Source organism: Pseudorhodoplanes sp. (assembly GCA_032027085.1).
Classification (GTDB): Bacteria; Pseudomonadota; Alphaproteobacteria; order Rhizobiales; family Xanthobacteraceae; genus Pseudorhodoplanes.
Map to the genome: position 1 here is coordinate 4,510,510 of JAVSMS010000001.1, position 14,506 is coordinate 4,525,015.

Here is a 14,506-nt window from a genome sequence, read left to right on the forward strand (position 1 = left end):
GGATCAACCCGAGCCTGACATCGACAAAAAGAATCCACAATGTCGGAGCGAGGAAGCGCAGCTCACCATGAATGACACTACGTTACACGCCCGCGTCATTATTGTCGGGGCCGGCCCGGTCGGATTGACGCTCGCCATGGATCTCGCCTGGCGCGGCATCGAGGTGATCGTGGCGGAAACCCGCTATCCCGGCGAGCCGCCAAGCGTGAAATGCAATCACGTTTCCGCCCGCTCTATGGAGGTGTTTCGCCGGCTCGGGTTGGTGCAAAAGGTGCGCAATGCGGGACTACCGGCGGATTATCCGAATGATGCGTCCTATCGCACCACCTCGACCGGAATCGAATTGGCACGCATCCCAATTCCGGCGCGCGACAAGCGCTATACGGCCAAAGGTGGGCCAGATACCTGGTGGCCGACGCCGGAACCGCCGCACCGAATCAACCAGATTTACCTCGAACCCTTGTTGTTCGAACACGCGGCGGCAATGCCGGGCGTGCGGATCCTGAACCGGATCGAGGTTCAGGATTTCTCGCAGGATGATCGCGGCGTGGTCGCGTTGGCCCGCGACCTCGACAGCGGCGAGACGATCACAATCGCCGCTGATTATCTGGTCGGCTGCGATGGCGGCCGCTCCACCATCCGGCGCAAGATCGGTGCACAGCTCTCCGGCACGCCAGTGATCCAGCGCGTGCAGTCGACCTATATCCGCGCCCCAAAACTGCTATCGATGCTGCCGGGCGAGCGCGCCTGGATGTATCTGTCGCTCAATCCGCGCCGCACAGGCACGGTGATCGCCATCGACGGCAAGGAAACCTGGCTCATCCATAATCATCTTTATGACGGGGAGCCGGATTTTGATTTCATCGACCGCGACTGGGCGCTACGCACCATTCTCGGTGCCGGACCGGATTTCGAATATGAAATTCTGTCGAAGGAAGACTGGGTGGGGCGACGTCTCGTTGCCGACAAATTCCGCGACCGCCGCGCCTTCATCTGCGGCGACGCGGCGCATTTGTGGATTCCGTATGCCGGCTACGGCATGAATGCCGGCATCGCCGACGCGATGGACCTGTCGTGGATGCTGGCGGGGACGCTGAAAGGCTGGGCCGCGCCCGACATTCTGGAGGCGTATGAAGCCGAGCGTCAGCCAATCACCGAACAGGTCTCGCATTTTGCGATGGACATGGCGCTCAAGAACATGAAGCAGCGCAAGTCGACGCCGCCGGAAGTGGAAGCGCCGGGGCCGGAAGGCGACGCGGCGCGCGCGCGCATCGGTCAGGAAGCCTATGATCTCAACGTCAACCAGTATTGCTGCGGCGGATTGAATTTCGGCTATTTCTACAAGAACTCGCCGATCATTGCTTATGACGGCGCCGAGCCGCCCGCCTACAACATGTACGACTTCACGCCCTCCACCGTGCCCGGCTGCCGCGCGCCGCATCTGTGGCTGGATGACGGGCGCTCGCTCTATGACGCGCTGGGACCGGACTATACGTTGCTGCGTTTTGATGAAAGCGTCGATGTCTCGGATTTGATCGGCGCCGCCGAAAAACGCGGCGTGCCTCTGGCGCTCCTTGACGTGAAAGCGGCCGAAGCCGGCGCGCTCTATTCGCACAAGCTCGCGCTTGTGCGTCCCGACCAGCACATCGGCTGGCGCGGCGACGACGTTCCGATCGATCCACTTTCTCTGGTCGATCTGATCCGCGGGGCCGCAGTCGCGGCCATACGCAAGGCAGCGTAAATAGCCCGATATTGCCGCCTCTGCGCCATCCGGATTAAGTTGCCCTGCCGACACAAGGGGCGGAGATCGCAGTGCGTTACATTGTGGCAACGGCGCTGACAGGCACGGCTCTCATCACCCCGGCATTCGCGCATACCGAGGGTGGGCTGGCGGGAGGACTTGCCGGCGGCTTTCTGCATCCGCTGTTCGGCCTCGATCATGTCGCCGCGATGGTGGCGGTCGGATTATGGGGCGCCTTTCTCGGTGCTCCCGCGATTTTCATTCTGCCAATCGTGTTTCCGCTGGTGATGGCGTTTGGCGGCGTGCTCGGCATTCTCGGCATTCCCCTGCCCGGCGTCGAATTCGGCATCGCCATATCGGCGGTCGTGCTCGGCCTGATGGTGGCGCTCGCCGCCAAGGCGCATCTTGTGGTCGCCGCATTGCTGGTCGGCCTCTTTGCCATCTTTCACGGCTATGCACACGGCGCCGAATTGCCGGACGGCGCCGATGCGCTCGCCTATTCGCTCGGCTTTGTCATCGCCACCGGAACGCTGCATCTTGCCGGCATCGCCTTCGGCCTGCTGACGCAATGGCCGCAAGGGCGCCTTGCCGTACGCGCGGCCGGCAGCGTGATCGCCATTGCCGGTCTCGTCTTTCTTGGCCGGCTGATATGAGGCTGCGCCGCGCGGCGTTTGCGACGATCCTTGCCGCGTCGGGCACGCCTGCACATGCGCATACCGTGATCGAAGGCGTCAGCGGCTTTCCGGGCGGACTGCTCCACCCTTTGCTGGTGCCTGCACACGCTCTGTTGCTGTTGACGCTCGGCCTGTTGGCCGGACAACAAGCGTCCGCACGCCGCCGCATCATCCTTCCGCTATTTTCCGCCGCGCTGATCACAGCGATCGCTCTCATCGCGGCGGCGGTCGCGCTCGACACCCGCAACGCCCTGCTCTGGCTGTGCGCGGTCAATGGTGTCCTCGTCGCCTTGGCCTGGCCGCTGCCGCCGCTCCTGCCGGCGGCCTTGATCGTCGCCGGCGCCGTCGCGCTGATGCTGGATTCAGTGCCGGCTTTGCTCTCGGTGCGGGACACGCTGATGGCCCTGAGCGGCACCGCGTTCGGCGCGCTCGCCGTGTTCACCCTGGTTGTTGCGCTCTCGGCACGGGCAAACCAGCCCTGGCAGATGACCGGCCGGCGCATCCTTGGCTCCTGGGCCGCGGCCGGCGCCATCCTTGTGCTGGCCCTGCGGCTCGCGAAATAGGCCCGGCTTGCCAAACAGGGGGCTTTTTGCTGGATTGCGGTCCACAAGTCATTGGAGCGCCGAATGATTCCGTTTTTCGTGCAAATCAAATGCCAGCTTGGCAAATCCTACGAGGTCGCCAATCGTCTGGCGGATTCGGAAATCGCGTCGGAAATCTATTCGACCGCGGGTGAGTTCGATCTTCTGGCGAAATTCTATGTCGACCCCTCGACCGATATCGGCCATTTCGTGAACGAGAAGGTGCAGATCATTCCCGGCATCCAGGACACCCGCACTATCATCACATTCAAGGCGTTTTGAGTTTTATCTGCGGTTTATCCGACGCCGGGCGGGCCTTCCGGCTCTGGCGCGCGCTTGAGACCAAGCTGGCGCTCGCGATAGATCACGAACAGGCCGGCAGCCGCGACGATCGCAGCACCGGCGAAGACCAGCGGAACCGGCACTTCATCGAACATGAAATAGCCGAGGACCAGGGCCCAGACCATCGACGTATAGCCGAAAGGGGCGACCACCGATTGCGGCGCATGCCGGTAGCTTTCGGTGAGAAGGATGTGCGCAAAGCCGCCGAGGATGCCGGTCGCGATCAGCGCCGCAAGTTCGAGATGCGCAGGCCATATCCACCCAAGTTCCGGCCTGATCCATCCAAGCGGCAACGTCACCAATCCGCCCAAGGCGCAGATGAGCGAAAAGTAGAACACGATCGAAGGTGTGGCCTCAGTATCGGTGAGGCGGCGTGTCTGGATCACGGCGCCGGCATTGAACAAAGCCGCCGTGATGGCGAGCAGCGCACCAAAAGCCGCCACCTGGCTCGCCGTGCCGGAGAACCGCGACGCGTCGAATTGCGGCCACAGCATCACGATGACGCCGAGAAAGCCGACAATGACGGCGGACCAGCGATAGATGCGCACACGCTCCTTGAGAAAGATTGCGGCGAACACGACGGTGATGAGCGGCGCGGTGAAGGTGAAAGCGGTCGCATCCACCAGCGGAAGCCGCGCCAGCGAAGCGAAATTGAAAAACATGCCGCCGACGCCGAACAAACCGCGCCCGACATGGCCGAGCGGACGTTTCGTGTGTATCGCGGAATAAAGCTCGCGCCGGATCGCATAAATCAGCAGCACCGGTACGATCGCGAAGGCGGCGCGGAAAAACACGACCTGCCCGACCGGCGCTGTGGCGCCGGTGAAACGCACCAGCGCCGACATCGCCGCGAACAGAAAGGCAGAGATGAGGGTGAGGAAGACGGCTTTGTAGAGATTCATCGGTGGCGGATGCAGACGGCGACGGCCGGCGGCCTCGCAGCGAGCATTAACCTGTCGCCGATGATCGTGGCCGAAGCAAGGGCTCCGGACGCATGGGACGGCTGTGCGCCGGTCACTTCGTCTGCGGCCGCAGCGGTCCTTCTACCGGCGCCAACGATTTCAGATAGACCGCCATCGCCATGCGGTCGTCATCCGAAAGCTGTGAGGTGTTGCGGATTACCGGGGTCATCGACCCGCCGACCGAGTCGCCGTCCGGCAGGTTCCCGCTTTCCAGCAGATAGGCGATGTCCTTCTCGCTCCAGTCCTTCAACCCCGCCTGGGTGATGTTGGGCACCCAGCCTTTGCCTTCCGGATTGGGGCCGCCGGCGAAGCGCTTTCCGGATTCGATCCCGCCCATAGCATTGCGCGGCGAATGGCATTCGGCGCAATGGCCCGGCCCGTTCACCAGATAGGCGCCGCGGTTCCATTGCGCGGTCTTGGAAGAGTCGGGGCGGAAGGTGTCGCTGCCGAGAAACAAAAATTTCCAGCCGCCGAGTGTGCGGCGGATGTTGTAGGGAAACGGCAGGTCGTGATCGCGCACCTCGCCCTGCACCGCCGGCAGCGTCTTGATGAAAGCGAACAGGTCGCGCACATCCGACACTCCCATCAGACGGTACGACGTATAAGGGAACGCGGGATAATAATGCGTGCCGTCGGGCGACGTGCCCTTCAGCATCGCGGTGACAAACTGCGCCTCGCTCCAGTTACCAATGCCATCTTTCGGGTCCGGCGAAATATTCGGCACATGGAAAGTGCCGAAGGGCGAATTCAGAGCGAGCCCGCCGCCAAGCCGAGTGCGGTCCTCCTGACCCGGCGTGGCGTGGCAGGAGGCGCAGCCGCCGGCATAGAACATGGTCTTGCCGTTCTCGAGATTGGGCTGATGCGCGCCGAGCGCCGAGGCCTGCACGGTGGCGGGGATGGTTACGAACCAGAACACCCCCAGCGCAATCGCGCCGGCGACCACCGCCAGAATGACAAGCTTGCGCAGCATTGCTCACTCCCCGATTCCAAACGAGTCTAGCGCGCGACCGGCAAAAGTCATGCGCGCGCCGGGCGCCCAAAAAGCGAGGGCGGCGCGTCATCGACGGCCGCCCCGTGTGGTCGCCGGCGAAAGCCGGATTATTTCTTGATACGGAAGGTTTCGTGGCAGCCGCCGCAATTCTTGCCCATGTCCCCGAAGGCCACCTTGAAGCTATCCAGGTCCTTCACCGAGGCCTGGGCCGCCTTGGCTTCGGTTTCAAACTTGGCAAAGCGGGCCTTGAAGCCGTTCGTGTCTTCCCAGATTTTCGGCGCGGCCGTCGTCTCGCCGCCGGTCTTGGAATTTTCCGGAAACAGCGCCGGCATCTTGGCCGCGGCGTTGGCATAGGTCGCGAATATCGCCTTCGCCTTGGCCAGATCGAAAGGCATTTCGCCCTTGACCATCTGGGCGCCGATCTTCGCCTGGCCACCCACGCCCTTCATCGTCTCTTTGCGCTGTGCAATCGGATCAGACTGGGCGATCACAGCCGTGGCGCTGACAGCAATGGCGACGACAACGCAAGCCGTACGAATAAGCATGAAATTCCCCTCGTTTTTGGCGCAATCAGGTGACCGGCGGAGAGTTCCGCCGCTGGCTGGAACAACCCCGGTTCTACTTTGATATTCCTCAAAGGTAACAGAGCGGCGATGCACACAAATTGCTCACGAAGTCGTGAAGTCAAATTCATAGCCGGAGCAAGCGCTTACCCTCCTCGATCGCGGCCCAGACGCGTGCGGGAGTCGCCGGCATGTCCACATGCGGCACCCGGTAGCTGCGCCAGAGCGCGTCCACGACCGCATTCATGACCGCCGGGCAGGCGCCAATGGCCCCGGCCTCGCCCGCCCCCTTGAAGCCCAGCGGATTGTTCCTGCAGGGCACGTTGCGTGTCTCAAACTCGAAAGGCGGGGCGCCGAGCGCCCGCGGCAACGCATAGTCCATGAGACTGGCGGTGACGAGCTGGCCCGACTCGCGATCGTAGATCGTGTCTTCCATGAGGGCCTGCCCGATGCCCTGCACCGCGCCGCCATGGACCTGGCCCGCGAGCAGCAGCGGGTTCAGCGTCACGCCGAAATCATCCACCACGACATATTTCACGATTTTCGTCTCGCCGGTCGCTTCGTCGATCTCGACCTCGGCGATGTGAGTGCCGTTGGGGAAGGTCGAGCCTTCCGGCTGGTAGGCGTCGGCCGTTGAGAGCTTGTCCTCGGTCGCCTCTGCACGCGCGGCGAGATCCGGGAAGGAGATCACGCGATCGGTGCCCGTGACGCGCACAACGCCGTCGTCGAATTCAAGGTCGCGCGGAGATGCTTCCAGCGCGTCCGCGGCGATTTCCTTCAGATTGTCGGCGAGTTTCTTCGCGGCGAGCGACACCGAGGCGCCGCCCGCCGGGATCGAGCTTGATCCGCCGGTGCCCTCGCCGGTGGCGATGCGATCGGTATCGCCCTGGATCATCCGGAAGCGGTCAGGCGAGATGCCGAGATGATCGGCGACGATCTGCGCATAGGAGGTCGCGTGACCCTGCCCGGTCGATTGCGTGCCGATGGCGAGCGTAACCGTTCCGTCCTTTTCCAGCTTCAAGTTGGCGGTTTCCGGTCCATTGGCACCGCAAGCCTCGATATAGCTTGCAATGCCGATGCCGCGCAGCTTGCCCCTCTTCTTCGCGGCGGCCGCGCGTTTCCTGAAGCCATCCCAGTCCGCCATCTCCTGTGCGCGCGCCAGATGGTCGGCGAATTCGCCGGTGTCGTAGACTTTTCCGGTCGCCGTCTCATACGGCATCTGCTTCGGCTTGATAAAATTCTTGCGTCGCAGCGCATCCGGATTCACTCCTACCTCGCGCGCCGCGTTGTCGACCAGGCGTTCGATGACATAAGACGCTTCGGGACGCCCCGCCCCGCGATAAGCGTCGACCGGCACCGTGTTGGTGTAGGCAGCGCGCACGCGGATGAAGCAGACCGGAATGTCGTAGACGCCCGGCAGCATCGGCGCGCCGACATAGGGGATGTAAGGCGCGTAGGTGGAGAGATAGGCGCCCATGTCGGCAATCAGATCGACATCCAGCGCCAGAAATTTTCCCTTCTCGTCGAGTGCGAGACGCGCCGTCGTGATGTTGTCGCGTCCTTGCGTGTCGGCAAGGAAATGCTCGCTGCGGTCGGCGACCCATTTGACCGGGCGGCCAATCGCCTTTGCAGCGACAGCGGCAAGCGCATACTCGCGATAAGCAAAAAGCTTGGTGCCAAAACCGCCGCCGACATCCGGCGTGATCACCCGCATCTTCTCATCGGGAAGCTTCAGGACTTCGCGACCGATCACATCTCGGATGATGTGGCTGCCCTGGCTGCCGAGAGTGAGGGTAATCCGGCCGCGGCCGGAATCATATTCGGCGGTGACGCCGCGGGTTTCCATGTAGTTCGTCACCACCCGCGGATTGACGACCTTCAGCGAGACAATCTTTGCGGCTTTGGCGAATACATCATCCGTCTTCGCCTTGTTGCCGAATGTTTTCTCAAAGGAGAGATTGGTCGACAGATGCGGCCAGACCAGCGGCGCTCCTTCTTTCAACGCCACTTCCGCATTGGTGACATGGGGGAGCGCCTCCCAGTCGATCTCGATCTTCTCGGCCGCATCGCGCGCCTGATCGAGCGTGTCGGCAACCACAAACGCGACGGCGTCTCCGACATGATGCACTTCGTCGACCGCCAAGACCGGGCATGGCGGCACGGGGATCTCGACGCTAGGCACGCCCACCACGCAGGGCATGTGTCCCAGATGTTTCGTCTCCTCCGCCGTCAGCACCAGCCGGACACCGGGGCATTTGCGCGCCGCCTCGGCATCCACAATCCTGAAGCGCGCGTGTGCATGCGGCGAGCGCACGACCACCGCATGGGTCAAGCCTTCGGGCGCATAGTCGGCGACGTAGTGCCCTGCCCCGCGGATGAGCGGATCGTCTTCCTTGCGGACCAGAGCCTGACCGACGCCGAATTTCATGGCTTAAGTCATGTCCTCAGATCAGGGCTGCGTACCGGACTCGGCGACTTCCGCAGGCCGCTTGCGCACCAGCTTGTCCTCGAGCCAGCGCACCATGATGTAGAAAGCGGGCGTAAAGATAAGGCCGAAGACCGTCACGCCAAACATGCCCGAAACCACGGCCGTGCCAAGCGCACGGCGCAGTTCGGCGCCTGCCCCGAGTGCGATCGCGAGCGGCATCACGCCGAGAATGAAGGCGAGCGAGGTCATCACGATCGGCCGTAACCGCAATTCGGCCGCTTCGGCCGCCGCCTGATAGCGGTCCCGGCCCCGCTGCTCGAGTTGTCTGGCGAATTCGACAATCAGGATGGCGTTCTTCGAGGCCAAGCCTATCAGCACGATAAACCCGACCTGGGTGAGGATGTTGTTGTCCTGCCCGCGCAGCACCACTCCGGTAATGGAGGCGATCAGGCACATTGGCACGATCAGGATCACCGCGAGCGGCAAGGTCAGGCTTTCATATTGCGCGGCCAGCACCAGGAACACGAACACGACAGCCAATGCGAAGGCAAAGATTGCGGTGTTGCCGGCCTTGATCTGCTGGTAGGCGAGCGTCGTCCATTCATAGGCAAAGCCGTCCGGCAATGTTTCCGCCGCCAGCTTTTCCATGATCTGGATACCCTGACCCTGCGAATAGCCGGGGGCCGCCGCGCCGTCGAGCTCGGCCGCCGGATAGATATTGTAACGCGGCACACGATACGGACCACTGATGTCGCGCACCGTCGTGAATGCGCCGATTGGCACGGTTTCGCCGCTCGCATTGCGCACCCTCAGATTGAGGATATCCTTGGCCTCCATGCGGAACGGTGCCGCCGCCTGCGCCTGAACCCGGAAGGTGCGGCCGAACAGGTTGAAGTCGTTGATATAGGCCGACCCGATATTGATCTGCAGGGTGCTGAACACGTCCGGCAGACTGACGCTGAGCATCTGCGCCTTGGTGCGGTCGATGTCGAGATAGAGTTGCGGCGTGGACACCTCGAACAGCGAGAAGACCTGTTGCAGGCCGGGGGTCTGCGCCGCCTTGCCCATCATGGCCGCGACCGCCTGCTGCAGCGCCTGCGGTCCGCGGCCCGCACGGTCCTCGACCATCATGCGAAAGCCGCCGGCATTGCCGATGCCCTGCACCGGCGGCGGCTGCACCACGATCACGAAGGCTTCCTGGATGGCGGCATATTTGCCGAACAGGGCGCCCTGCAAGGCAGCAGCCGTCTGGCCGGGATTGTTGGCGCGCTTCGCAAAAGCGTCGAGAATGACGAAAATCGCACCGGCATTCGGCGCATTGGTGAATGTCGCGCCGGAAAATCCGACAATGTTGATGACGTCGCTGATGCCCGGGGTCTCCAGAGCCATCTCAGCTGCGCGCTTGATCACCTTGTCCGTGCGCTCCAGCGAAGCGCCTGGCGGCAATTGCACAGCCACGATCAGAAAGCCGCGATCCTGTTGCGGGATGAAGCCCTGCGGCGCCTTGCGAAACTCGTTGAGGCCAAATCCGATGATGACCGCGTAAAGGCCGAGCATCACCAGCGCAAGCCGAACCGTCCGGCGCGTCAGCGTGCCATAGCGCGACGACAGCCAGCCGAATCCGATATTGAAAATCCGGAAGAATCCGTGGATCGGTTTCTCCCACCATTTGTCTTCCTCGCGCCCTTTGTGCGGCTTCAGCAGCAAGGCGCACATCGCCGGCGACAAGGTCAGCGACACGATCAGCGAAATCACGGTGGCGCCGGCAATCGTCAACGCGAACTGCCGATAAAATTGTCCGGAAATGCCGGTGATGAAGGCCGCCGGCACGAAGACGGCGCAAAGCACCAGCGCAATCGCGACCAGCGCACCGCCAACCTCATCCATGGAACGGATCGCCGCCTCGCGGGGGCTCAAACCACGCTCGATATTGCGCTCGACATTTTCCACGACGACAATCGCGTCATCGACCACGATGCCGATCGCAAGCACCAGTCCGAACAGCGACAGGTTGTTCAGCGTGAAGCCGAACAGGTTCATGAAAAAGAACGTTCCGATCAGCGACACCGGGATTGCCACAATGGGAATCACGGCCGCGCGCCAAGTCTGCAGGAACAGGATGATGACCAGAACGACGAGGATCACCGCCTCGAAAATCGTCTCGATCACCACCTCCACCGACTGGCGGATGAATTGCGTCGGATCGTAGATGATCCGGTATTCGAGGCCGGGCGGAAAATTTCTGGAGAGGTCGGCGACGGTTTTGCGCACCGCGTCGCCGGTCGCCAGCGCGTTCGACCCCGGCCGCTGGAACACGGCGATCGCGACCGACGGGTCCTTGTTGAGATAGGAGGCGGATGAATAATCCTGGCCGGTCAGTTCGACGCGCGCGACATCCTTCAGCCGCACCACCGCGTCGGGCGTCTGCTTGATGATGATGTTGGCGAACTCGGCCGGGTCGGACAGACGGCCCAGCGTCTGCACCGCGACCTGAAACGCAAGCTGATTGGGGGCCGGAGGCTGGTTAAGGACGCCGGAGGCGACCTGGATGTTCTGCCCGTGCAGCGCGGCGGTGACGCTCTGCGCCGTCAGGTTGAGCGACTGCAGCCGGGTCGGGTCGAGCCAGATCTGCATCGCGAAGTCGCGCGCACCGAACACGGTGATCGAGCCGACCCCGTCAAGACGGGTCAAGACGTCCTTGATCTGCAGGTTGGCGTAATTTGTCAGAAAGATCGTGTCGCGCGACTTGTCCGGCGAAATGAGGTTGACCAGGGCCAGGATGTCCGGCGAGCTTTTGGCAACGGTGACGCCAATCTGCCGCACCGCTTCGGGCAGGCGCGGTGTCGCCGTCGACACACGATTCTGGACCTGCACCTGGGCGATATCGAGATTGATGCCAAGGTCGAAGGTGACTGAAATCGAAAAGCGGCCGTCGGCGGTCGAATTGGACGAGAGATAAAGCATCCCTTCGACGCCGTTGACCTGCTGCTCGATGGGAGCGACCACCGTTTCCGCCACGGTCTCGGCGCTTGCGCCCGGATATTGTCCCGTGATGTTGATGATGGGCGGAGCGATTTCCGGATATTGCGCAACCGGCAGCCGTTGGAACGCCACCCCGCCCACGATGATGAAGACGATCGAAATGACGGCGGCAAAAATCGGTCGGTCGATGAAGAAATGGGAAATGCGCATGCCTGCAAATCCTATTTCTTCGTGTCAGCGGCGGCGGAATGCGCCGGAGTCGTCGTGCCGCCATTCCTTTGTGGTGTCACCTTGATGCCCGGCCGCACCCGCATCAACCCGTTGACGACAACGCGATCGTCGGGTTCCAGACCCTCCGTGACGACGCGATCGCCGTCGGACAACGCCCCAAGCGTCACATATTTTTGCGCCACGGTATCGTCAGGGCGGACGACATAGACAAACTTTCGCGCCTGTTCGCTGCCAATTGCGGAATCGGGAATCGTCAGCGCCTCGTAACGCGCCGAAGCCTGCACCTGGATGCGGCCAAACATGCCGGGCGTAACGAGATTGGTCTTGTTGGCAAACACTGCGCGGCCGCGAATGGTGCCGGTTGCCTTGTCGATCACATTATCGATGAAGTTCATGCGGCCGACGTGGGAAAAATCCTTCTCGTCGATCAGTTTCAGCCGCACCTGCGACGAGCCGCCGCGCGAAGCGACGTCAGTGCTTTCCGCCGCCATGCGCTCGTAGCGCAGATAGGATGCTTCGTCGAATGTGAACTCGAACCAGATCGGGTCGGTGGTCACAATGGTGGACAAAAGCGTCGTCCCGGTTGTGCCGCCGGTCACCAGATTGCCCGGCGACACGCGGCGGTCGCCGATGCGCCCCGAAACCGGCGCCCGCAACTCGGTGAATTCAAGATCAAGTTCGGCCTGACGCACAGCGGCTTCCTGCGCCAGCACGCCGGCTTCGGCGACCCGCTTGACCTGGGTGCGCTGGTCGTAGGCCTGCTGGGTGATGGTCTTGTCGCGCACGAGCTGGGAGGCGCGCTCCAGATCGCTTTCGGCGAAGGCGAGATCGGCGCGTGCGCGCTGCATATTGGCCTTGGCCTGATCGAGCGCGGTCTGGAACGGGCGCTTGTCGATGGTGAAGAGAAGATCGCCCTCCTTCACCAGTTGCCCGTCGGTGAAATGCACCTTGTCGAGATAGCCGGAGACGCGCGCCCTGATCTCGACCGAATTGACCGCGACGAAGCGGCCGACATATTCATCGTAATCGACGATTGAGCGCTTGACCGGCTCCGCGACGGTGACGGCGGGTGGCGGAGGCGCGGCCCGTTGCTGCTGGCTTTCGCCGCAGGCGGACAGCGAGAACGAGGCGAGCACGGCGAAAAGACCGGCGTGCGCGGGTCGGAAGCGGCGAATATCTGCTTTCATGACGGGCCGGAAATGGTCCTGCTTCAGTGAGAATTGCATCTAAGGTGCGCGGATGCGTTTACCACCCGCGGGTATTCCCTGCCCGGACCCCAGATAGCGGCGAACGCCGTCATTGTCCATGTCTGCGTCCAGTCTGTCTGCATACGGCCCGCGTCGGTATCCGCGTCAATGTCCGCCAAAGGTCTGATGGGCCATCGGCGTTCAAGAGGCTTCCCGATGGCTAATGCCGGAACCCGGCCAGCCATTGCCGCCCCAGCAGGGGCAGGATTGCCAGGGCATAGATCGCCGCCGACCCCGCGGCCAGCACGGCGAGCGTCGTCTCATCCCGGAAGGCCGGCATGGCGGCAAACAGGCCGGCGACCGGCCTGACCGCCAGAATGAGGCACACGGCCAGGATGCCGCCAGCGAGCGCCAGCCGGACCAGCGACCGCCGCAACCGCGCATCCCAGCCGATCAGATTTTCGCGCGCCGCGAGCCACATGATGAGCAGGAGATTGACCCAGGCTCCGATCGCAGTGGCGAGCGCAAGGCCGACCTGGGCGAGCGGCCCCATCAGCGCGATCTTGAAGGCGATATTGACGGCGGCCGCGGTGAGCGAAGCCTTGACCGGGGTCGCGGTGTCGCCGCGCGCGAAGAAGGTCGCGGTCAGGCTACGGATCAGCACGAACGGGAAAAGCCCCAGCGCATAGGCGGAGAGCGTCGCGGCGGCTGCCGACGCGTCCGCCCCGGTAAAGGCGCCGCGCTGGAACAACGCCCGCATGATCAGATCGGGCACGATCAGGAATGCCACGAGGCAGGGGATGGACAAGAGCAGCGTGAATTCGATGGCGCGGTTTTGCGCATGCCGTGCCCCCGCCTCGTCGCCGGCCGCAATCCGGCGCGCCATTTCCGGCAACAGCACCGTGCCGACCGCAATGCCGATCACGCCGATCGGCAATTGATTGAGGCGGTCCGCGTAATAGAGCGCGGACACCGCACCGGCCGCGAGGAAACTGGCGATCACGGTATCGGCGAACAAGGCAAGCTGCACGCCGGCCGAGCCGACCGTGGCCGGGCCGAGCGCGCGAAAAAATTTCTTGATGTCTTCGTCGAGACGCGGCCGCCGGAACCAGGCCAGCACATTCGCGCGTCCGGCGTCGCCAATCAGCAACAATACTTCAAGGACACCGGCAATGAGAACGCCCCAGGCGGCGGCGTGCCCGGCCGTCGGAAAGAATGTCGCGCAGGCCAGCGCCACGATCATCGATAGATTGAGCAGGATGGGGGCAGCGGCGGCCGCAGCAAAACGATGAATGGCGTTGAGGATGCCGCCATAGAGCGTCACCATCGTGATCAGGAGCAGATAGGGAAAGGTGATGCGGGTGAGTTCGACCGCGAGCGCATAGCGCGTGGGATCGTCGTTGAAGCCAGGCGCGAGGAGCGAGACCACCTGCGGCATGAAGATCAGCGCAACCGCCAGCAGCACGACCTGCACCGCAAACAGCATGGTAAAGATCTGATCGGCGAACAAACGCGCCTTGTCGGTCCCGCTTTGCTCGCGGATCCGCGCATAGGCGGGCACGAAGGCGGCGTTGAACGCGCCTTCGGCGAAAATGGCGCGGAAGTGATTGGGCAGGCGCAGCGCGACAAAGAAGGCATCGGCCACCGGGCCGGCGCCGAGCACAGCCGCCAGCATCACATCGCGGGCAAAGCCGGTGATGCGCGACAGGAGCGTGAAGCCGCCGACGGTGAAAATGCGTCCGATCACTGTTGAACCCGCTGCAAAGCGATCCGCACGTTACTTTGTCTTGGCTGGTCTTGTCCCGGCCATGTCTTTTTCACACA

General features: G+C 63.0%; 11 protein-coding genes. 4 read left to right on the forward strand and 7 right to left on the reverse strand.

The window, feature by feature from the left end:
- Positions 1-67: 67 nt before the first annotated feature.
- The 4 genes from RO009_22130 to RO009_22145 all read left to right on the forward strand — a co-directional run bounded on the left by RO009_22130 (position 68) and on the right by RO009_22145 (position 3,278).
- Entirely contained in the window at positions 68-1,741 is a 1,674-nt protein-coding gene (locus tag RO009_22130) for an FAD-dependent oxidoreductase (GenBank protein ID MDT3687735.1), read from the forward strand.
- 80 nt (positions 1,742-1,821) lie between these two features.
- Complete coding sequence (locus RO009_22135; GenBank protein MDT3687736.1) at positions 1,822-2,394, forward strand: HupE/UreJ family protein; 573 nt, start codon at positions 1,822-1,824, stop codon at positions 2,392-2,394.
- Positions 2,391-2,978 carry a HupE/UreJ family protein gene (locus tag RO009_22140; GenBank protein ID MDT3687737.1) on the forward strand — a complete coding sequence of 196 codons (588 nt, stop codon included), beginning with the start codon at positions 2,391-2,393 and terminating at the stop codon, positions 2,976-2,978. The genes RO009_22135 and RO009_22140 overlap by 4 nt, the downstream gene beginning before the upstream one ends.
- A 63-nt stretch (positions 2,979-3,041) precedes the next feature.
- Complete coding sequence (locus RO009_22145) at positions 3,042-3,278, forward strand: Lrp/AsnC ligand binding domain-containing protein (protein ID MDT3687738.1); 237 nt, start codon at positions 3,042-3,044, stop codon at positions 3,276-3,278.
- Between the two features lie 14 nt (positions 3,279-3,292).
- On the opposite strand, the gene RO009_22150 is transcribed toward RO009_22145, so the two are convergent.
- From RO009_22150 to murJ, 7 genes are all read right to left on the reverse strand, one after another.
- Positions 3,293-4,240: a DMT family transporter gene (locus RO009_22150; GenBank protein MDT3687739.1), complete on the reverse strand. Its 948-nt coding sequence runs from the start codon at positions 4,238-4,240 to the stop codon at positions 3,293-3,295.
- A 112-nt stretch (positions 4,241-4,352) separates the two neighbouring features.
- Complete coding sequence (locus RO009_22155; GenBank protein MDT3687740.1) at positions 4,353-5,270, reverse strand: cytochrome c; 918 nt, start codon at positions 5,268-5,270, stop codon at positions 4,353-4,355.
- 128 nt (positions 5,271-5,398) lie between these two features.
- Positions 5,399-5,836: a cytochrome c gene (locus RO009_22160; GenBank protein ID MDT3687741.1), complete on the reverse strand. Its 438-nt coding sequence runs from the start codon at positions 5,834-5,836 to the stop codon at positions 5,399-5,401.
- A gap of 145 nt (positions 5,837-5,981) precedes the next feature.
- Positions 5,982-8,282: a xanthine dehydrogenase family protein molybdopterin-binding subunit gene (locus RO009_22165; protein MDT3687742.1), complete on the reverse strand. Its 2,301-nt coding sequence runs from the start codon at positions 8,280-8,282 to the stop codon at positions 5,982-5,984.
- 21 nt (positions 8,283-8,303) lie between these two features.
- Positions 8,304-11,474, reverse strand: coding sequence for a multidrug efflux RND transporter permease subunit (locus RO009_22170; protein ID MDT3687743.1), 3,171 nt, complete (start codon positions 11,472-11,474; stop codon positions 8,304-8,306).
- 11 nt (positions 11,475-11,485) lie between these two features.
- Positions 11,486-12,682, reverse strand: a complete 1,197-nt coding sequence (locus tag RO009_22175; protein MDT3687744.1) for an efflux RND transporter periplasmic adaptor subunit — start codon at positions 12,680-12,682, stop codon at positions 11,486-11,488.
- Between the two features lie 220 nt (positions 12,683-12,902).
- Positions 12,903-14,429, reverse strand: a complete 1,527-nt coding sequence (gene murJ / locus RO009_22180; protein MDT3687745.1) for a murein biosynthesis integral membrane protein MurJ — start codon at positions 14,427-14,429, stop codon at positions 12,903-12,905.
- Positions 14,430-14,506 lie beyond the last annotated feature (77 nt).